The organism is Terriglobia bacterium (assembly GCA_020072845.1).
In the GTDB taxonomy this organism is placed as follows: Bacteria; Acidobacteriota; Terriglobia; order Terriglobales; family Acidobacteriaceae; genus JAIQGF01.
Map to the genome: position 1 here is coordinate 1 of JAIQGF010000002.1, position 20425 is coordinate 20425.

General features: G+C 61.4%; 15 protein-coding genes. 5 read left to right on the forward strand and 10 right to left on the reverse strand.

Annotated features, from left to right (window positions below; genetic code table 11):
- Both LAN70_01385 and LAN70_01390 read right to left on the reverse strand, forming a co-directional pair.
- The coding region (locus LAN70_01385) for a glycosyltransferase family 9 protein (GenBank protein MBZ5509799.1) at window positions 1–657 on the reverse strand (657 nt) is incomplete at its 3' end.
- Window positions 654–1445 (reverse strand): carboxypeptidase-like regulatory domain-containing protein, encoded by a 792-nt coding sequence (locus LAN70_01390; GenBank protein MBZ5509800.1) that lies wholly within the window; start codon window positions 1443–1445, stop codon window positions 654–656. The genes LAN70_01385 and LAN70_01390, both read right to left, overlap by 4 nt.
- Before the next feature lie 412 nt (window positions 1446–1857).
- On the opposite strand from LAN70_01390, the gene LAN70_01395 reads away from it, so the two are divergent.
- Window positions 1858–2505 carry a superoxide dismutase gene (locus LAN70_01395; protein ID MBZ5509801.1) on the forward strand — a complete coding sequence of 216 codons (648 nt, stop codon included), beginning with the start codon at window positions 1858–1860 and terminating at the stop codon, window positions 2503–2505.
- A gap of 323 nt (window positions 2506–2828) precedes the next feature.
- On the opposite strand, the gene LAN70_01400 is transcribed toward LAN70_01395, so the two are convergent.
- Complete coding sequence (locus tag LAN70_01400; GenBank protein ID MBZ5509802.1) at window positions 2829–5708, reverse strand: insulinase family protein; 2880 nt, start codon at window positions 5706–5708, stop codon at window positions 2829–2831.
- A gap of 401 nt (window positions 5709–6109) precedes the next feature.
- Window positions 6110–7486, reverse strand: a complete 1377-nt coding sequence (locus LAN70_01405; protein ID MBZ5509803.1) for an amidohydrolase family protein — start codon at window positions 7484–7486, stop codon at window positions 6110–6112.
- Window positions 7487–8135: 649 nt separating this feature from the next.
- Between LAN70_01405 and LAN70_01410 the strand changes: the two genes are divergently transcribed.
- From LAN70_01410 to LAN70_01425, 4 genes are all read left to right on the forward strand, one after another.
- Window positions 8136–11192, forward strand: a complete 3057-nt coding sequence (locus LAN70_01410) for a vitamin B12-dependent ribonucleotide reductase (protein ID MBZ5509804.1) — start codon at window positions 8136–8138, stop codon at window positions 11190–11192.
- 124 nt (window positions 11193–11316) lie between these two features.
- Window positions 11317–12465, forward strand: coding sequence for a DNA cytosine methyltransferase (locus LAN70_01415; GenBank protein MBZ5509805.1), 1149 nt, complete (start codon window positions 11317–11319; stop codon window positions 12463–12465).
- Between the two features lie 62 nt (window positions 12466–12527).
- A complete protein-coding gene (locus LAN70_01420; protein ID MBZ5509806.1) occupies window positions 12528–13946 on the forward strand; it encodes a hypothetical protein in 1419 nt (472 codons plus the stop codon).
- Window positions 13947–13948: 2 nt separating this feature from the next.
- The gene (locus LAN70_01425) at window positions 13949–14362 is read left to right on the forward strand and encodes a very short patch repair endonuclease (protein MBZ5509807.1); all 414 of its coding nucleotides are present in this window, start codon (window positions 13949–13951) and stop codon (window positions 14360–14362) included.
- Between the two features lie 207 nt (window positions 14363–14569).
- Here the strand turns inward: LAN70_01425 and LAN70_01430 are convergent, their stop codons facing one another.
- The 6 genes from LAN70_01430 to ilvB form a co-directional block, all read right to left on the reverse strand.
- Window positions 14570–15271, reverse strand: a complete 702-nt coding sequence (locus LAN70_01430; protein ID MBZ5509808.1) for a hypothetical protein — start codon at window positions 15269–15271, stop codon at window positions 14570–14572.
- 374 nt (window positions 15272–15645) lie between these two features.
- A complete protein-coding gene (locus tag LAN70_01435) occupies window positions 15646–16092 on the reverse strand; it encodes a DUF2007 domain-containing protein (protein MBZ5509809.1) in 447 nt (148 codons plus the stop codon).
- A 19-nt stretch (window positions 16093–16111) separates the two neighbouring features.
- Window positions 16112–16486: a cupin domain-containing protein gene (locus LAN70_01440; GenBank protein ID MBZ5509810.1), complete on the reverse strand. Its 375-nt coding sequence runs from the start codon at window positions 16484–16486 to the stop codon at window positions 16112–16114.
- A gap of 12 nt (window positions 16487–16498) precedes the next feature.
- Window positions 16499–17566: a ketol-acid reductoisomerase gene (gene ilvC / locus LAN70_01445; GenBank protein MBZ5509811.1), complete on the reverse strand. Its 1068-nt coding sequence runs from the start codon at window positions 17564–17566 to the stop codon at window positions 16499–16501.
- 245 nt (window positions 17567–17811) lie between these two features.
- Window positions 17812–18384, reverse strand: coding sequence for an acetolactate synthase small subunit (gene ilvN / locus LAN70_01450; protein ID MBZ5509812.1), 573 nt, complete (start codon window positions 18382–18384; stop codon window positions 17812–17814).
- A gap of 104 nt (window positions 18385–18488) precedes the next feature.
- Complete coding sequence (ilvB, locus tag LAN70_01455; protein MBZ5509813.1) at window positions 18489–20252, reverse strand: biosynthetic-type acetolactate synthase large subunit; 1764 nt, start codon at window positions 20250–20252, stop codon at window positions 18489–18491.
- Between the last annotated feature and the right edge of the window lie 173 nt (window positions 20253–20425).

A 20425-nucleotide genomic window follows, 5' to 3' on the forward strand; every position in this document is an offset into this window, starting at 1 on the left:
GCGCGCGCCGACTTCGCCGACCACTTCGTCGCGGGCGTGGCTAGTGCCGGCGAGCATCCGCTCGACGCGCTCCTCGGTGGGCAGCACGATGGGGAGCCCGTCGGTCCAGCCGCGGTCGTAGAACAGGCGCTGCAGATTATCTTCGGTGTCGGGTTCGAGCAGTGCCTGGCGCGCGCCCGTGTGCGACACGCCCTCGAGTTCGGAGGCGTCGGCATTGCCGTTCACGCGCTTTGTCCATGATGCCTGCCACACCGTCTGGGCGGAGAGCGCCTCGAGACAGTCGCTCCTCTTGCTCCCGAGGCAGCCGTCCTGACCGCACGGCCGGCAGAGATACGGGCTCGTGACCACCACATGCCCGTCGCCCCACGGTCCCCAGCTCCTCTCCCCCGAGGGCCCGAAGAGGGCGACCACGGGGACTCCCAGGGCCGTCGCCATGTGCATTGGCGCCGAATCCACGCCGAGGAAAAGTACCGCGCGCTCCAGGAGAGCCGCCAGGTCCGCCAGGCTCGTCTGGCCGATGAGGTTGAGGATGGGTCGCCCGGCTCGCGCCTCTTCCACCCGGGAAGCGATCCGGCGGGCCACCTCCACTTCCGCGGGTCCCGGCCCGCTCGTCAGCGCGACGGCCACCCGTGCCCCCTGGATGAGGCGAGCGATCACTTCGGCACAGCTCGCCTCCGGCCACGCCTTGAATAGCCAGCGGGAGCTCGCGTCTCCGGCCGGACGACCAGGACAGGCCGGATGGCTTCGGCCGGGACCCCGCAGGCTCGCACGAGATCCAGGTTCGTCTCGACGACATGCTGCACCGCATCCTGCGAAATCTGCGACATCACCCGCGTGCGCCCGGCGTTCTCGACGAAGAATTCCTCCGTGTTGTCATTCCCGTCCAGCAGAAACGTGTTCCCGTTCGCTACCCCTCGGAACGTCAACAAACCGAAATTTCCGTCGTTGGTAACTCCGGGAGTCAGCAGCACGAAGTTGTCTACGCGCCGCCCGTTGATCGGCAGCCCCAGGATTTGCTGGGTGTTGACGACAGTGGAAGCATCTGTCTTCGTAGCTTCCACCAGCGCCGCTTCCGCCGTGACCTCAATGCTCTCCATCCTCCCCGCTACTTTCAGCCTAATCTCGAGGTCGAGGTTCTGCCCCACCTTTAGTTCCAGGTTCCTCACTTCGTAACCCGAAAAGCCCTGGGCTGTGACGGTCACCTTGTACCCGGGAGCGGGAACCAGGGAAGGCGCCGTGAACACGCCGGCCTGGTTCGTGGAGAGGGTACGGATAACGCCGCGTCCCTCACTGGAAATGACGACGTTAGCTTTGGGTACCGACGCGCCCGATGGATCTCGGACAACGCCGGAGATAGCAGCGACTCCGCTGGCGGTTTGTCCAAATGCAGCGGCGCAGCCAAGAACTAGAAACGCCAAGAATGAGTACACAAAGATTTTTCTCATCTCTCCTCGCGAAAAAGCACGCCAGAGTTTATTCATCGCCTGTTCTCCTGCGGAAATGGTTACAGGTTTGCTGCCCTGAGCGGGACAATGCCTGCACAAGTCGCCCTTCCGGCTTTACACGCCAGCTGCGGCGGTGATGCCGCGTTGCGCTTTCCGGTCCGTCCCCAGTCAATTTTCATGGAACCAAAAATTCTAGGTTTGTTCCTACTATCGCGCAGTGCGGGCCGTCACCAATGTGGGTGACATGCTTGGGGCGTTGCGCGGGAGTGGCGCCGGGTTTTCCGCTTACCGAGACCCCGGCAAACTCGTCAACCGGCAATCATCAATCAATGTTGTTCGCCCCTTCTCCCCGCAAACTTTTTTTCATCCCCCGCCTCCCCCGCGCATCTCAAACCTCGTTGGAGGATGAAATATGGCTTTAAGAAGTGTGCCTAATCCCGGTGCAGGGCAGACTGCTCACGAACTGCCCCCTCTCCCCTACGACTTCGCTGCGCTTGAGCCCCACATTGACGCGCAGACCATGCAGATCCACCACGACAAGCACCACGGCGCGTATGTCACCAACCTCAACGCCGCCCTCGACAAGCATCCTGACCTCAAGTCCAAGTCGGTCGAAGACCTGCTGCGCAACCTCGGCTCCATTCCGGAAGACATCCGCACCGCGGTCCGTAACAACGGCGGTGGCCATGCCAACCACTCCATGTTCTGGAAGCTGATGAAGCCCAATGGCGGCGGCAATCCCACCGGCGACATCGCCGGCGTGATCGGCCAGTTCGGCGGTTTCGAGCCATTCAAGGAGAAGTTCAACGACAACGGCGTCAAGCGCTTTGGCAGCGGCTGGACCTGGCTGGTGCGCACCAGCGCCGGCAAATTCGATCTGCTCAGCACCGCCAACCAGGACAGCCCATTACTGGACGGCAATTTCCCCGTCTTCGGCAACGACGTCTGGGAGCACGCCTACTATCTCAAGTACCAGAACCGCCGCGCCGACTACCTCAAGGCCTGGTGGAACGTCGTCAACTGGGACGAAATCAACCGCCGCCTCAAGCAAGGCCGCTAATGTATCAGGGCACGACTTCAGTCGTGCCGCCAACTGGCAACTACCAACTGGTTTTTACGTGGGGAAGAAAAAAGCCCGGCCTCCATTGGCCGGGCTTTTTCGCTCTGAACTCACAACAAGTCCTGCTTGAGGATTGCAGTCCCCGGCGCCTTGCGAAAAAAAAGGTTTGTGGGCCCGGCGCCCTCGCCGGGGCCAAACTCAATCAGCTCAAAATTGCGGCTGCGGCGGGCGCCCTCGAACCGGGGTCCCCGGCACGCGCGGTTTTCGCGTGCTGGGGTGGTCGCCCGCCGCAACTGAAACTGAAACTGAAACTGAAACTGAAACTACTGCTGTCCTCCCGCGATGGGCTTGCCTTCCGTGTCCTGTGCCTCCACCGTGCCCAGGTCCAGCTTCTTCAGATCGGGCTCGATCTTGGCGCGGTCTCCGGCCACCACCACCACCATCTTGTCCGGCGAGACGTACTTTTCCGCCATCCGGTGCACATCCGCTGCCGTTACCCCCTCGATCTTGGCCGGCAGCGTGCGGTAGTAGTCCGCCGGCAGACTGTAGACGAACAGGTTCGACATGGTGCGCGCCGTCTGGTTTGTGGTCTCGAAATCCGCGGTCAACCCGCGCACATTCGACTCCTTCGCCATCGCCAGCTCTTCCGGCGTCACCTGCCCCGCGCGCATCTTGTCCACCTCATTGAACACTTCCTTCACCGCCGGCGCCGTCACGTCCGTCCGGATCATGCTTCCGATGACGAACGGCCCCGTTCCGCGCCGGAACTGGAAGAACGAGAACGCGCCGTACGTGTACCCGTGCGCCTCGCGCAAGTTCAGGTTGATCCGGCTGGAGAACAGGCCGCCCAGGATGTCGTTCATCACCAGCACTGGCGCGTAGTCCGGGCTGCTGCGCTGCAATCCCACGTGCCCGATCCGCAGTGCGCTCTGCGGCGAGTTCGGTTTGTCCACGATTACGATCCGCCGCTTCAGCGTGTTTTCCACCTGCGGCGCCCGCGATGCCGTGGCTTGGCCCGTCCATCCGCCGAAATACTTCTCCGCCAGCGCCTTCAGTTGTGCTTCCGTGACGTCCCCGGCCACCACCAGCGCCGAGTCTTGCGGCGCGAAGCCACTCTTGTAAAACTTCACCATGTCCTCGCGCGTGGTCGCTTTCGTGGACTCCGGCGTCCCCGTCTCCAGGTATCCGTACGGGCTCTTGCCTCCATACACCTCGTGTAGCAGGACCCGCTGCGCCACCGCTTGCGGCTGGTCGTTCTGCTGGATCAGCGTGGTCAGCCGGCGTTTCCGAACCCGCTCGATCTCTTCCTCACGAAACGCCGGATGGATCGTCACGTCCGCCAGCATGTCGAACAGCTTGTCCGCGTTCTTGGTCAGCGCTGCAGCGCTCACCTGGGTCGCGTCCGCCGTCGAATTCGCGGCCAGCGTCGCCCCGATCTGCGCGATGTCATCCGCCAGTTGCGGCGACGTCCGTTTTTCCGTCCCCTCGTTCAGCATCATCGCTGCGAACGACGCCAGCCCCGCCTTGTCCGGCGGATTGGCCTCGCTCCCGCGCAGCACCGTCAATTGCGCCGTCAACACCGGCAGCGCGTGCTGCTCCACCAGGTACACCGGCATTCCATTGGGAAGCTTGAACTGGGTCGGCACCGGCAGCAGCGGCGCCGACATCTTCCCCGGCGTCGGAGCCGTCGTCCGCCACGCATCGTTCCCCGGCCCGCCCGGCATCGCTTCCGCCGACTGCGGCACCGGACGCTTCGCCACGTCCTCCACCACCTTCTCGCCCGGCACGCCGTACACCACCACGCGCGAATTCGCCGTCAGCGTCTCCGCCTGCTTCTTCACCGATTCCGTGGTCGCGTTTTCATAACGCGCCAGGTCTTTCGGCAGATATCCCGGATCGCCCAGGTAGTGGTTGTACAGGTCGAGCATGTCGGCCTTGCCGCCGAACCCGCCCAGCCTCTGCAGGCCCTGGATCTTGCGCGTCTCGATGGTGTTGCGCGCCCGTTCCAGCTCCACTTGCGTGATCCCTTCCTTCTGTACCGTGGCCAACTCTTCCTCGATTGCCTTCTCCAGTTCTTCCGGCTTTACTCCCGGCTTGGCCGTCGCCTCGATCTGGAAGATCGACCCCAGCATCAGCGATTGCTGGTTCGCCTGTACGTCTTGCGCGATCTGCTTTTCGTACACCAGCTTCTTGTACAGGCGGCTCGATTTTCCTCCGCCCAGCGTCAACGCCAGCAAATCGAGGTCGGCATCGCCCGGCTTGAAGTACGGCGCCGTAATCCACGCCAGATACACCCGCGGCAACTGCACCTTGTCGGTGATCACCGCCCGCCGTTCTTTGGTGATCGGCGGCGTTACCGCGTCAATCTTCGGCACCGGAGGTCCCGCCGGGATCGCTCCAAAATATTTCTCCACCTGCGCTCGGATCGTCTTCGGATCGAAGTCCCCGACAATCGCCACGCTCGCGTTATTGGGCGCGTAGTAGGTCTTGAAAAAGTCGCGCACGTCGTTCAACTCCGCACTCTCGATGTCGGCGTGCGACCCGATCACCTCGCCATAATAGGGATGGGTCTTGGGGAAGAGCTGGTGGTACATGCCTTCCTCCACCAGGTCGTAGGGCCGGCTCTCACCCTCGCGACGCTCGTTGCGCACCACGTCACGCTGGTTGGCCAGGTTCCGCCCGGTCAGGTTGTCGATCAGCCATCCCATGCGGTCGCTCTCCAGCCACAACCCCAGTTCGAGCTGGTTGGCCGGCAGCGTCTCGAAGTAATTGGTGCGGTCGAAATCCGTCGTCCCGTTGATGTCGGTCGCGCCCGCCCCTTCCAGCAGCCGGAAGTGCTCGTTCGCCTTCACGTGCTTCGAGCCCTGGAACATCATGTGCTCGAACAGGTGCGCGAATCCCGTCCGCCCCGGCCGCTCGTTCGCCGGCCCGACGTGGTACCACAGGTCCACCGCCACCAGCGGCAGCCGGTGATCTTCGCTCAGGATCACCTGCAGTCCGTTCGCCAGTTTGTATTGCTCATACTTAATGGTAGGGAACTGCTGGCTCGCGGCCGTCGTCTGTGGTTGTCCCACCCTTGCCGCTGAAGGCTTTGCGGCAACCGGGTGGGGTTTTTCTGTCTGCGCCCACATCGGCGACGCGCTCATCGCCACGAGCATCACGACTGCCAGAACGAACTTCCACGCCCGTCCCACTGTTTTCATGAGAGATCTCCTTTGGATGTTTGCTGTCTGCACTGCTTGCGCTTTGTCATTGCGAGCGCGGCGTCTGCACTGCTTGCGCTTTGTCATTGCGAGCGGTTTTGTCATTCCGACCCTGAGCGAAGTCGAAGGGAAGGAATCTGCTTTTCCTGCCCGCTCGCCACTGCTGTTCAGACAATTCCTCAGTATACAAGCGCCTTGCGGCCTCCGCCGGTCACACACGCGCCCCGGGCACACGTACCCTCTCCCCCTCACATACGCATTCTTAGACCGTGCCGGTTCCATTTCGTAACCAGCCATCACAATTTTCTTCACCCGCGTCAAATTTTTCTGGGATGAATCGCGCCTGAAATCGACAATCGCCAATCGACAATCAGCAGTGGTTTTCGGTCCAGATCACCCGATCACCGGATCACCCGATCACCCGATTGCTTCACCACCACCCCATCTTTCATCACAAACTGCACCTTCTCCAGCAGCGTGATGTCAGAAGTCGGATCCCCCGGCACCGCCACAATGTCCGCCAGCTTTCCCGGCTCAATCGTCCCCACATCCGGCATTCCCATCAGCGCTGCCGCATCCACGGTGGCCGACCTGATCGCCTGCGCCGGCGTCTGCCCGTACTTCACCCGCAGCCCGAACTCCTTGGCCGGATTGATGTTCCAGTCAAACCCGCCCGCATCGGAGCCGAACGCGATCTTCACTCCGGCCTGCAGCGCCCGCCGGAACGTATCCTCCGACACCTTTATCATGTCCAGCCACACCGGCGCGCCCGCCTTCGCACGCCCTTCCGCCACGTACTCGCCCACGAACAGCGTTGGCACGAACCAGATTCCCTTGGCCACCATCGTCTTCATGTCGTCCGGCGCGATGTAGTCTCCGTGCTCGATCGAATCCACTCCCGCCTCCACCGAGTTGTGCACCCCAAACATCGCGGTTGCGTGCGACGCTACCTTCCGCCGCTGCCGGTGCGCCTCATCCACGATTGCCCGCAGCTCATCCAGGGTGAACGTCGGCACGTCTTTCAGGACATTCCCCTCCAGGTAGTAGGAGCGGTCGCTATAGACCTTGATCCAGTCCGCCCCGTGCGATATCTGCTCCCGCACCGCCTTGCGGCAGTCGTCCGCCCCATCGCAGAACTGCACTCCGTGCGGCACCTGGATTTCCCAGTTGTATCCCTGCAGCGGATACGCCCCGGTCACATTCAGCGCCCGCGTCACCACCTGCATCCGCGGACCGGGCACGATGCCGTTGTTGATCGCCTTCTTGATATCCACGTCGGAATATCCCGCGCCCTCAGTCTCCAGGTCGCGCAACGTGGTGAACCCGTAATTCAGCGCATTGCCCGCCGTTGCCGCTCCCACGATCGCCCGGTACGGGTTCGACTGCTTCAGCAACTGCACGTCGTAATCTTCCGCCGTGATGTCTCCCTGCAACAGCACGTGCGTGTGCGTATCAATCAGCCCCGGCAGGCACGTCATTTGCGACAAGTCAATTGTCTCTGCGCCCTCCGAGTCTTTTCCGAACACCGGAATTCCGCTAGAGCCTGATTCCCCAGTGCCTAGTCCGATCTGGTCGATCTTGTTGCCCTTAATTAGGATCGGCACATTTCGCCGAACCTGACCGCTCTTCACATCGAGCAGCGCGCCGCACCGCAGCACCGTCGTCGACCGTCGACCGTCGACCGCCGACGGTTTCGCCTGCGCAAACGGCTTCTTCGGCCCGCACGCCAGCAGCATCCCCACCAGAATGATTGCAACCGCTGTGTACCTGTGCCTCATGTTTCCTCCCATTCTTATTACGCCTGTCATCCTGAGCGAGAGCGAACGCCCGAGTCGAAGGATCCCTGCATTGCCAGTATCACCCGAGCCATGACGCTTCCTCACGCAACTGCCGGCAATCGGCAATCGACAATCGGCAATCGGCAATGCTTTTGTCTCCTCTATTTCGCCGTGCATTCTACCTGACTGGTCACCAGCCACTAACCACTACCCCCTCTTCTGTGGAAATCTCCCGCAAATCCGGTCCCAAGTCGCCCCCCGCGCGCCTCGCTGGATGCACTCCCAATGCACCACTTTTCGGTCTTGTTCTCGCCCCCAAAACGCCCTAAATTCCACTTACCGCACTTCGTCCAGCCAGGGCCCCCAGCCGGCAAAGCACCGTCCCGTGAGTCAAGTTTCATTTCACTCCCGGTTTGGGCCAGATTGGAATAAAAACTACAATATATGGTGCTGTGATCTTGACAGGCACAACATACAGGCGTACTGTGGCATCCCACAAAGGGTCCGAGAGGCAGGAAAACCCCCTCCCGGACTCGGCATTAAACGGCGGCCCAGGTGACCTTGAGACGCTGTTTTGGGCCTGGTAAATAGGGAACCGAAAACTGAAGACTGAGAACCGATAACGGGACCGCGCGCGAAGGAGAACCCCATGGCTGACGTCACCGAAAAAACCACCACCACAACCACCACCGCCACCGGCACGACCCCCAAGACCAGGAAAGCCCCGGGCCTCTCTTTCCGCCGCTATTTTACTCAGCCCGACATATCGCCCTACGACGCTCTGGAATGGGAACTCCGCACCGCGCAGATCACCGACGCCGAGGGCAATATCATTTTCGAGCAGAAGGACGTCGAGGTCCCCAAGGACTGGTCCATGACCGCCACCAACATCGCGGCCAGCAAGTACCTGCACGGCTGTCTCGGGACCAGCGAGCGTGAAACCGGTGTCCGCCAGCTCGTTTCCCGCGTCGCCGAAACCATCCGCGACTGGGGCACCGCCGGCGGTTATTTCCGCTCCAACGAAGACGCCGCCGTCTTCCATGACGAGCTTTGCCACATCCTGCTTCGCCAGATGGCCGCGTTCAACTCGCCCGTCTGGTTCAACGTCGGTTGCGATCGCATCGAGCCCAGCGCTGACGGCTCCAACTGGCACTGGAACCCGCTCACCCAAAACGTCGAATTCGCGCCCTCCGGCTACCGCAACCCGCAGTGCTCCGCCTGCTTCATCAACTCGGTGAAGGATTCGATGGACTCCATCATGAACCTGGCCAAAACCGAGGCCATGCTCTTCAAGTGGGGCTCCGGCACCGGCACCAACCTGAGTCCGCTGCGGGCATCTCATGAAACCTTGTCCGGCGGCGGCACTGCCAGCGGTCCGCTCAGCTTCATGCGCGGCTTCGACGCCTTCGCCGGCGTCATCAAATCCGGCGGCAAGACCCGCCGCGCTGCCAAGATGGTCATCCTCAACATCGACCATCCCGACGTCCCCGCCTTCATTGATTGCAAGATGACGGAAGAGAAAAAGGCCCACGCGCTCATCCGCGAAGGCTACGACGGTTCGAACCCGGATTCGTCCGCCTACTCCTCCATCTTTTTCCAGAACGCCAACAACTCCGTCCGCGTCACCGACGAATTCATGCTCGCCGTCGAGCGCGACGCCGACTTCACCACCCACAACGTCCAGGACTCCTCGCCGCACAAAACCTACAAGGCGCGCGATCTCCTGCGCAAGATTGCGGAAGCCACCTGGCACTGCGGCGATCCCGGCATGCAGTTCGACACCACCGTCAACCGCTGGCACACCTCCAAGAACACCGCCCGCATCAACGCCAGCAATCCCTGCAGCGAGTACATGTTCCTCGACGACTCCGCCTGCAACCTGTCCTCGCTCAATCTCATGAAGTTCGCCCCCAACGGCACCTTCGACATCGAAGCCTACCGCTACGCCGTCGACATCATGATCACCGCCCAGGAAATCCTCGTCGATTTCTCCGGCTACCCGACTGAATCCATCGCGCGCAATTCGCACGACTACCGCCCGCTTGGGCTCGGCTACGCCAATCTCGGCGCGCTGCTCATGGCCTCCGGCCTGCCCTACGACTCCGAAGCCGGACGCGACTACGCCGCCTGCGTCACCGCCATCATGTGCGGCGAAGCCTACCTCCAGTCCGCCCGCATCGCCGAATTCTGCCCGTCACTCGACCCGGCTGCGGAGAAAACAAAAGCCGCTCTTGCCGTCGACCGTCGACCGTCGACCGTCGACGGTGGCGCCTGTCCCGGCTTCTACCTCAACCGCGAAGCCTTCCTCGACGTCATCCGCATGCACCGCGCCTCCGTCAACAGCATTGGTTCATCTTCCTCTGTGTCCCCTGTGGCTAAGTCCCTGGTCGACGCCAGCAAGCAATGCTGGGACGAAGCGCTCTCCCACGGCGAAAAGTTCGGCTACCGCAACTCCCAGGTCACGGTTTTAGCCCCGACCGGCACGATCGGCTTCCTCATGGATTGCGATACCACGGGCATTGAGCCCGACCTGGCGCTGGTGAAGTTCAAAAAGCTGGTGGGCGGCGGACTGATCAAGATCGTGAACAACACCGTCCCGGCGGCGCTGTTCAAGCTCGGCTACGCGCCCGAGCAGGTCAGCGCCATCGTCAGCTACATTGACGCCACCGGCACCATCGAAGGCGCGCCCCACATCAAGGACGAGCACCTGGCAGTCTTCGATTGCAGCTTCAAGCCCTCCAAGGGCACCCGCTCCATCCACTACATGGGACACCTGCGCATGATGGCCGCCACTCAGCCGTTCATCTCCGGCGCCATCAGCAAGACCGTCAACCTGCCCGAAGCCGCCACCGTGGATGAGATCGCCGAAGTCTACATCCAGGCCTGGAAGCTCGGCCTCAAAGCGGTCGCCATCTATCGCGACGGTTGCAAGAAGTCGCAGCCCATGGTGGTCAAAGGTGATAAGGAAGATGGAACGCGTTCGCCTTCGAATGCGATTAACGACGCGCGTTTGCCCTCCAGCGCGACCAGCAACGCACCCTCCCCCGAGCACCCAATTGACGAGCGCGATGCCGACGGACCTCCGCTGGCCCACCGCCATCGCCTGCAACTGGAGCGCGCTTCGTTAACTCACAAGTTCAACATCGGCGGACACGAGGGCTACATCACCGTCGGCGTTTACCCCAGCGGCCAGCCGGGCGAGATCTTCATCACCATGGCGAAGGAAGGCTCCACCGTCAGCGGCCTGATGGATTCCTTTGCTCTGGCCATTTCCATGGCGCTGCAGCACGGCGTCCCGCTCAAGCTGCTGTGCGAAAAGTTCAAGCACACCCGCTTCGAGCCCTCGGGCTGGACCGGCAACGAGAACATCGGCTACGCCACCTCGGTCATGGACTACATCTTCCGCTGGCTGGAGCAGAAGTTCGTCACCGGCCAGCAGCAGTTGCTTTTTCCCGGGATGAGGGCGTCCGCACACGACCAACCCGCGCTGCCGGAGAACGGTGTGTCAGGTGTGGCGCAGGCGAGCGCGTCTTCGTCGACCGTCGACCGTAGACCGTCGACTGTTTCCGCCCACCCCGCCGACCTGCTGAGCGAGCTGGTGGACATCGGCGATGCGCCAACCTGTTCGTTCTGTGGCTCCATCATGACGCGCAACGGGAGCTGCTTCCGCTGCCAGAGTTGCGGCTCAACCAGCGGGTGCAGTTAGGGACTGGAATGCGGGTGGTGCCCAGAATGGGAAGGCATTGCAAATCTGGGTACCACTTCCACGGTATAGACGATTTTGATGGCGAAACTTAGGCGAAACGGGCGACACTGAATACGCTAATACTATGACCGCGACGATGGCTAGGACCGTTGGTTGCAGTGCGCGCAATTACACGCTTTTTCCGGATGCACCTGCGACCCATTCGGAACCCGATTTCCTTTGCGCGTCAAATCCCTATCTGCAGCGCCTTACATACTTCACGCGAGATAAGCTCCGGAACGCCAAATATAAACTGATCAGCCTTTTCTGTGGCGGAGGTGGGTTAGATGTCGGGCTTGGCTTTGCAGGGTTCCAGACAATGGTCTGCAGCGACATCTCTCCGGCGTTCGTCGACACTGTTACGGTAAACATTCCGGGTGCCGGTGGCATTGCAGACGATGCACTAAAATTGACGAAAGCGCGATTACTGAAGATCAGCGGAACACACGAAATTGATTTGATTGCTGCGGGCCCACCATGCCAGTCCTTCAGCATACTCGGACGCCGAGGAGCTCTCGACGACCCGCGTGGCAAGCTTGCTCTCAAGTACTTAGACCTAGTAGCTGCAATAAAGCCTAAAGCTTTCTTATTCGAGAATGTTCCTGGATTGTTGTCAGTCAACAAAGGCGAGGATTGGCACCGCATTCTCGAGTACGCGACTGAGCGCGTGGGCTACCACCTTCATTACACTAAGCTCAATGCCATCACTTTTGGTATCCCTCAAGTTCGCGAACGGGTTGTCCTCGTTGGATTCCGTGACGAAGTGAGCTTCTCTTTCCCAACACAGCCGACAGGATATTGCGCGCACGAACTTATGGAAGCCGTAGGCTCGAACGGCACACCTAGCGGATGGGCATTGGCGAGTGTGGACGGATTGCCGAATCATCGTATTCGGCCCCACGGAGAACGCGTTCGGAAACGCTACAGCCAGATAGAACCGGGCGAGAGGGACCGGATTGACCACACCGACCGAATCGACGCAAGCCGCCCTTCCGGGACTGTTCTCGTTGGTTCTGCGGCTGGAGGCGGTCGCCCGCACATTCATCCGACCCAAGATCGAGTAATAACCGTCAGAGAAGCGGCTCGGTTGCAAAGCTTCCCTGACTGGTATTGTTTTCAGGGGACCGCAACTGCGCAGTATCGTCAAATTGGGAACGCTGTTCCGCCGCTTATGGCGTATGAAATAGGCAAGGAAATTCGTAAGGCCCTATACTCCTCCGCGTCTCGGAGCTAAAGCTGTACCCCGACCTTCCATTCCCGGGCCACTCTTGGCGGTTGAGTCACCATACCGGAGTTGTGTCGCCTCAACTGCTCTATCACTTGTTGTGGGCGGCGACAACGTACGCCGAGGCCCGGGATCCCGCACAGGAGATCAACAACTATTTCGTCGCCAACAGGCTGCTGCCGCCCAATATTCGGATTGATACGGGTCAGCCGGACATTTGGCGAGATTATCAGCAGGTCCTTAGCGAGATGGCCCTAATTTTTTCCACGGAGGTGTCTCCCAGAATAACCCCTACGCCGCTTGGCCTGGCGGTACTGGACGGGTCAATCGGCTTCACTGAGCTTCTCACAATTCAGGCCCTCCGATTCCAGTATCCCAATGGGCACCACGTCCATGTGTCTCCGGCCCAGAGGCTTGCTTTACGCGCTACGCCATACCAACAAGGCCGTACTTTTGCTGGAATACAAACCCTAGCGCGCGTTCTTCTTCGACCGGCAGTACTCGTGTGGGATGTCCTGCGGAGCCTCATGGAATCCGGTGCGGAGGCAGTGTTGTCACGTGATGAGGCGGAGCGACATCTCCTACGCTGCTCGACAAACGCCGAATCAACCTTAGCCGCACGGGGTATTCTCGCGGCGCGTAATGGGCGGCGCCCCCCTCCGCGGCTCGACCAACGTGAACGCCGCAACGTGCAAGATTGGTTTCGATTTCTCGCCCAAACTGCAGTCTTCAGTCTGGAAGGGGAGCAACAAATCCGGCTCTCGGATTTCGCCATACAGAACGTCGAATCGATTAATGCTTACTGCCGCGCCGCGGTACTCCCCGAAAGCTTCTGGAACTTTGCTGCTCATGGCAGAAATGCGCGTCACGCTTGGTACTCGTGGTTTGGCAGCGTCGACCTGGGCGAATTGTCGGCCGTAGTCACACCGTCGGAGCAAGGCGCGAACGAATACGTCGCAGGCGAAGAAGCAGAAGACCAACTGGACGAGCTCCCCACTCATATTGTGCTGAGGCAATTTGAGCTTCCGGAACAGCGAGCTGCGCGACACAACCGCCCCCCGTCGATTGAGTCGGTTTATTCCTCAGAACTTGTGGACCGGGCACATCGGTTGCACGACAATATGGTGCGACTTATCGGAGCGACGTGCAGCAGGAAGGGGGCCCGGGTCTTTGAGGATCCCGCAACAGTAGATCTGCTGGTGGATTTCAGGGACACTGAATTCTTGATTGAAGTAAAGAGCGTCAACTCCCGAAATCTTGTCCGCAAAATCCGGCTAGCTATCGGCCAAGTCTGGCACTACGATTATCTTCGGTCCCTACAGCGGCAGGCACAGAGACGGAGAGCGATAGCTGTAACTGGCAACATAAGCGATAATCACTGGAGCGTCCCGTTCATTACCAGGCATATTGATATGGACCTGATTTGCCTTCGCGAAGGCCGATTGGTTAATCGCACGCACGATCCACTATCCGCCGAACTGTTTGCGTAACGATGGCGTGGAATTCCCCCGTGACTAAGGCGCAGCGCAGTTTCTTGATGTCACAGGTCCGAAGTAAGGACACGAAAATGGAGGTGCGCGTCCGTTCCGCGTTGCACAGTCTGGGGTATAGGTTCAGGAAAAACGATCCTCGTTTTCCCGGAAAACCTGACATTGTGTTTCCCTCTTCAAGGGTCGCTGTGTTCTTGGACGGCGATTTTTGGCACGGCTACCGATTCCATGTTTGGGGACACAAGCTTCCCCGTGGGTACTGGCAGGAGAAGATCGCCCGGAACCGGCTCCGTGATCGAAGTAATCATCGAAAACTTCAGCGTCGTGGCTGGAGAGTGGTGCGCGTTTGGGAGCACCAGATTAAGAAAGACTTCGAGGCGTGCATTACGAAAATAATCCGGGCACTCCGGGCGTGAGCTTTAACCACGCGCTCTAGTTTTCGCCTATCTCCGGCGGCTGGCCCACCCCTTCGCCCGGTCTTGGCGAAGCCTGGGGATATCCGTTTCCCCCCTGTGTCTCCGTGCCTCGGTAATGAGCTATTTTCTCCTTCCCATTCCGGGAATCGCCCCCAACAAATCTGCAAAAAGCCCCTTGACGTCACAGACTCCCTCACCCCACCTGCGCTACCCTGTTCTTGCCAGGGGGCGACGGAGGAGAAACTTGCCTACGGACGCCCTATTCGTCTCTTCGCTCCCGCCCCTTTCGAAACTTCCCACCGTTTCCTGCCCCACACTCCGATCACCGACTACCGATAACCGCCAACCGACAACCGAGAACCCGCCTGAAGCCTGCCGCCTGGAGCCCGCAGCCTTCCCCCGTGATCTCGGGCCTAACTCATTGATTCCATTATGAACGGAGTACCGGGTCCCATGCACCCTGATCAAGAAGTAAACGCCACCCAATTCGACGCCAAGCACCAGCCGCCGCGCTGCCGCCACACGCTGCTCTCCGGCCAAACCTGCGGCCAGCCCGCTCTCAGTGGACGCGACCTCTGCCGCTTCCACCAGGCCGTCGCCCCCATCCGCCGCGAATTCATCCTCCCCATCGTCGAGGACGCCGCCAGCCTTCAGCTCGCCCTCAACCGCGTCATGCGCGCTCTCGCCGACGACCTCCTCACCTACAAGAAAGCCTCGCTGCTCCTCTACGCCCTGCAGATCGCCGCCTCCAATTTCAAGCGCCTGCGCGAAGAGATGCGGGAGACCACCAACGCCGCCGACATGGCCAACGAAAAATCGCTGGTGAAGGAATTGCTCGAGGTACTGCAAATCCCGGAAACGGAAGCCGAGCGCATGGCGGAGGAGACGGCCGCTGAGATGGAGCGCCAAGGCCCGTCCCCAGGCACCTTCACCATCAAAGCCTGCGCCTGCGACGACCGTTGCGAACCACCAGCTACCAGCTCCCAACTACCAATCGTGAATCACAAATCGCGAATGACTATCCGCCAACCCCTGGCCCCTCGAAATCGCCAATCGCAAATCACCCATCACCAATGCCGGCGCCTTCGGTCGAAATGCCTTCGTGTACACTTTCCTCATGTCCAAGAAGCGTCCCAAGAAACACAAGCGCCGTCCCAAGAAGAAAACCAGAACCGAGTAAAACCAGTCTCCAGTTTCTGGTTTCCAGTTTCCAGAGACAACGTCTCCGTCAGCTATCGGATTTCTCTGCCGAGAGCCGATGGCCGATCGCCGACCGCCCAAGCTCAGCGATCAGTGTCTTCCGGCGGCAGCGTGTCGGGAGGCTGGTTGAGGACGCGGAAGGCCTGTGCGGCGTCGTCCACGCGGACGCACAGGCGCACGCCGCCGATGGCGTTGGAATAAAACCAGTCGAGGCGGACAAGGTTCTCATCGAGCAGGTGGGATTCGATTCCGGCAGCGTCGAGCGCGCCCTTGGCCACCCAGGCCTCGTGCAGGTCGCGGAACTTGCGGATGACGGCGAGTTCGCCGAAGGCCGGGACAACCGTGGGCTTGTCGGGCGGATCGAGATCCAGGTGCAGGCCGCGGCGCTCGGCTTCGACTTCCATGGCGTCGAGGGCGGCGTCGGTGAGCGCGTTGGGATCCTCGGCGACGCGCAGCAGTTCGCCATCGCTCATGCCGGCGTAAAGCTGCGCCAGGCGCTGCCGTTCGCGCTGCGGATCTGGCGCGTCCATAAGCCGATTATAGCGGCCATCACACCGCCCAGAGATACTGCTCGGGATCGTAGTGGAGGACGCGGTCGTCGCCGTTGAGCCAGTCGGTGCGCGCCGGCGAGCAGACGTCTATCGCCACCGCGTCTTCCAGGACTTCCGACCCGTGCTCCATGCCGGGAGGAATCTTGAGCATCTGGTTGGCCTCCAGCACCACTTCGCCGGAGGGCAGAATGAAGCGCCATTTGCCCTTGAGCACGACGATCACTTCTTCATACTGGTGCGAGTGGATGCGGGTGGCCGCTCCGCTCTTGGCTTCCAGCCGCGCAACCGTGACATTGTCACCGAAGGCTACCTTGCGGCTGTACAAGGGCGTGATCTGGTCGGCCTTGATGTGGTCCCAATCGTAGAGCTTCATGATTTCTCCCAATCAGTCGGCGGCGCTGGATCCGGCTGCCGGCGGCGCGGGGACAGGCTCGGGCTGCCGCGTCTCTTCGCGAACGTCAATCGGGTCGAGGAAGGGCATCAGGCTGCGGAGCTGCGCGCCCACCTGCTCGATCAACTGGTCCTGCTCGCGGCGGCGAGTGGCGTTGAACCACGGGCGTCCCGCTTCGTTTTCGGCGATCCACTTGCGCGCGTAAGTGCCGTCCTGGATTTCGGCGAGGATGCGGCGCATCGCGGCCCTGGTTTCGTCGGTGATGATGCGCGGGCCGCCGGTGTAATCACCGTGCTCCGCGGTATCGCTCACCGAGTAGCGCATGTAGGAGAGGCCGCCGCGGTAGATGAGGTCCACGATCAGCTTGAGTTCGTGCATGCACTCGAAGTAGGCAATCTCGGGCTGGTATCCGGCCTGGACGAGGGTCTCGAAGCCGGCCTTGATGAGCGCGCTGACGCCGCCGCAGAGGACGGTCTGCTCGCCGAAGAGGTCGGTTTCGGTTTCCTCTTTGAATGTGGTTTCGAGCACGCCGGCGCGGGTGCAGCCCAGCGCCTTGGCGTAGGACAAGGTGAGCGGCTTGGCCTGGCCGCTGACGTCTTGGTGAATGGCCAGCAGCGCGGGTGTGCCGCCGCCTTCGGTGAAGACTTCGCGGACGCGGTGGCCGGGCGCTTTGGGCGCGACCATGGTGACATCAACGTCGCTGGGCGGCTGGATGGTCTTGAAGTGGATGTTGAATCCGTGGGCGAACATGAGCGTCTTGCCGCGCGCGAGGTGAGGCGCGATGGCGGAGGCATAGAGCGCAGGCTGGCCGGTGTCGGGGGTGACGACCATGATGACGTCGGCCCAGGCGGCGGCGCGGTCGGGGGTAACGACGCGGAAATCATGCTTCTCGGCCTTGGCGCGCGAGCGGCTGGTTTGCGGAAGGCCGACCTGCACGGAAACGCCGCTGTCGCGCAGATTGAGGGCGTGGGCGTGGCCTTGCGAGCCGTAGCCGAGGATCGCGACCTTCTGGCTGCGAATGAGGGCGAGGTCGGCGGAGTTGTCGTAGTAGATCTTTGCCATGGTGGTGTCTCCTAACGAAAGTTGCGAGTTGCGAGTCCCGAGTTGCGAGCAAATGTGCCGCGCCGCTGGCGCTCGCCCAGTTATTTCGACTTGCACCCACCGCTTCCGCGGTGGGCTAACGAATTCCGCGCCTCCGGCGCTGGTGTCCAGCGGGTCGGAGACTCCGCTGGCCTGCACGCGGGTCGAAGACCCGCGCCACACGTCTGCCAAACCGAGCGGCAATCATGCCGTCGAGCACGTTGCTTCTAGACCGAAAAGGCGATCATGCCGTCGTCGGTGTCGAGCAGCGGCGCGCCCGAATCGGCCGCAGCGGCCGCCGCGGATGCCGCCAGCGTCGCACCATTGCCATTGGCGCCGCGGGACATGGCGACGCGGCCGGTGCGCACCATCTCGAGAATGCCGTAGTGGCGGAGCACGTCCAGCAGGCCGTCAATCTTGTCCTCGGTGCCGGTGATCTCGATGACGATGGCGGTAGGTGCAACGTCCACCACGCGCGCGCGGAACACGCCGGCCAACTGCATCAGTTGGGTGCGCGATTCCGCGGTGGCCGCGACCTTGATCATGGCCAGCTCGCGGCAAACCGAGGGCGCGGCGGTGATGTTCTCGACGCTGATGACGTTGAGCAGCTTGTAGAGATTGGCCTCAACGCGGAAGGAGTCATCCGTATCGGTCACGATGGTCATGCGGGAGATGCCGGTGTTTTCGGTGTGGCCGACGGTGAGTGACTCGATGTTGAAGTTGCGGCGCCGGAACAGCGACGCCACGCGGTTGAGGACCCCAGGCTTGTTTTCGACGTAGACAACAAAAGTATTGAGCATGGTTGGTTACCTTGATCAAAACCCAGATTCCTCGGGGCTAAAGCCCCTCGGAATGACAACAAGAAAGCGCTTGTCCGGCACGGCTAAAGCCGTGCCCTTCCCATCTAGTTATCCGTTGCGGCCTCAACCAGCGGGCTGGGGCGTCTGATCATGTCGTGCAACGCCGCGCCGGCGGGAACCATGGGGAAGACCGAGTCTTCCTGTTCCACGCAGAAATTCAAGACCACGGTCCCGCGATGCGCGCGCGCGGCCTGCACCGCGGGGATAACTTCGGAGCGAGTGCGAACAGTCATGGCATGCAGTCCGAAGGCCTGCGCCAGTTTCTCGAAATCGGGATTCACGAGCGGCGTGGCGTGATAGCGGCGGTCATAGAAAAATTCCTGCCACTGTCGCACCATGCCGAGGTAACCGTTGTTGATGATGGCGACCTTGAGTTCGAGCCCTTCCTGGGCGACGGTGGCGAGTTCGCACATGGTCATCTGGAATCCGCCGTCGCCGACCACCACCCAAACTTCTTCGTCGGGGCGGGCGAACTTGGCGCCGATGGCGGCGGGAAGGGCGAAGCCCATGGTGCCCAGGCCGCCGGAAGTGATGAGCGTGTGCGGCTCTTCGTGCTTGTAGTACTGCGCTTCCCACATCTGGTGCTGTCCGACGTCGGAGACCACGACGGCTTTGCCGCCGGTCTCGCGCCACAGGTCGGAGATGACGTGCGCGGCGTAGAGATGGCCGTTGTCGGGAAGGTTCTGAATGTCGCGGACGGCAACCTCGCCCTTGAGTGCGGCGATGTGATGGAGCCATGGGGAACGGTCGACACTCGTGTTCGCGTTAGGAACATCCCCACCCTGTCGCGACAAGGGTGGGGCAACCGTGACGCCCGGCAGCAGGTCCTGCAAGACGGCGTGCAGGTCGCCGATGAGCGAGACGTCAACCGGAACGTTCTTGTTCACCTCGGCAGGATCGATCTCGACGTGAATCTTTTTCGCGTTCGGCGCGTAGGTTTTCAGAGTGCCGGTGACGCGGTCGTCGAAACGCATGCCGAGGGCAATCAGCAGGTCGGCTTCCTGAATGGCGGTGTTGACCCAGGCCTCGCCGTGCATGCCCATCATGCCGAGGTTCAGCGGATGGGAAGCGGGGAAGGCGCCGATGCCGAGCAGAGTCATGGCAACCGGGATGTTGGCCTTTTCCGCCAGCTCACGGACTTGGTCGAGCGATCCGGAGAGCAGAATGCCGTGGCCGGCGAGAATGAGCGGGCGCTGCGCGGAGTTGATGAATTCGAGGGCGCGGAGGTACTCCTCGGGTGCGGCGCGGCGGTCGGGACGCGGCGGGTGCGAGGGTGTCTCCGTGGTTTCCCAGGTGAATTCGCAACTGGATTGCTGGGCGTCCTTGGTGATGTCAATCAGCACCGGGCCGGGACGTCCGGAGCGGGCGATCATGAAGGCCTCGCGCACCACGCCGGCAACCTCATCGGCGCGCGTGACCAGGTAGTTGTGCTTGGTGATCGGCAGGGTGATGCCGGTGATGTCAATTTCCTGGAAGGCGTCGGAGCCGATAAGCCTGCTACCGACCTGGCCGGTGATGCAGACGATGGGCGAGGAATCCATCATGGCGGTGGCGATGCCTGTGACCATGTTGGTGGCGCCGGGGCCGGAGGTCGCGACGGCACAACCGACGCGTCCGCTGGCGCGCGCATAGCCGTCGGCCATGTGGGTGGCGCCCTGCTCGTGGCGAACCAGGGTGTGGTGGATGGCGGGGAACTTGCCGAGCGTGTCGTAGGCGGGCAGGATGGCGCCACCGGGGTAACCGAAGACGTGGGTGACGCCTTCGCGGCTGACGCATTCCCAGAGAATTTCTGCACCGGTCATTTTCATAAGAAACTCGTCGTTGGTCGTTAGTCTTAAAGTCGACGGTCGATGGTCGACGGTCGATGGCCGAAAACAGATTCCTCGCGGGTTAAAACCCGCTCGGAATGACAAACAATGAAGGGCCCTGATTGGCACGGCTAAAGCCGTGCCCTTCCCATTACGTCTTCGGTCACGGCTCC